General features: G+C 56.9%; 1 protein-coding gene. It reads left to right on the top strand.

Annotated features, from left to right (window positions below; all coding sequences use genetic code 11):
* Positions 1-743: AMP-binding protein (locus L693_RS28055; protein ID WP_155983817.1), on the top strand; the 743-nt coding region annotated here is incomplete at both ends.

Here is a 743-nt window from a genome sequence, read left to right as displayed (position 1 = left end):
ATGTACACTTCGGGAACTACTGGACAGCCCAAAGGGGTCATGGTGGAGCACCGCAATGTCGTACGTTTGGTGAAAAATACAAATTATGCGCAATTGGATGCAGGTACGCGCATTTTGCAGACCGGGGCTGTTGTCTTTGACGCGTCCACCTTTGAAATTTGGGGTGCGCTATTGAACGGTGGACAGCTGGTGTTAGTAAGTCAGGATGTCATTTTGGACGCGCCCAAGCTCAAGGAAGCTGTTCGCAGCCATGGCATTACGACGATGTGGCTGACCGCCCCGCTCTTTAATCAGCTGTCCCAGCAGGACCTGGAGCTGTTCGAGGGAATACGGGAGCTGCTGGTCGGTGGAGATGTGCTGTCCGTACCGCACATTAACCGGGTGCTGGAGGCCCATCCGAACCTGCGGATTATTAACGGCTATGGCCCGACGGAAAATACGACCTTTTCGACAACGCATGCCATTACTGACGTGCAATCCGAATCAGTGCCGATTGGCAGCCCGATCCCTAACTCGACAGCCTATGTCGTGGACCGTTCGATGCAGCTCCAGCCTGTTGGGGCGTGGGGAGAGCTGATCGTCGGCGGTGACGGGGTAGCACGTGGATACCGCAACCGTCCGGACCTGACGGCAGAAAAGTTTATCGACAGCCCGTTCCGCAGCGGAGAACGCTGCTATCGCACAGGGGACCTGGTGCGCTGGAATGCGGACGGGACCCTGGAATACAAGGGGCGGATCGACGC

This window comes from Paenibacillus sp. 1-18 (assembly GCF_000520755.1).
In the GTDB taxonomy this organism is placed as follows: Bacteria; Bacillota; Bacilli; order Paenibacillales; family Paenibacillaceae; genus Paenibacillus; species Paenibacillus brasilensis.
Note: the sequence above shows the minus strand (reverse complement) of the source record. Positions and strands in the feature narration are given on the sequence as shown.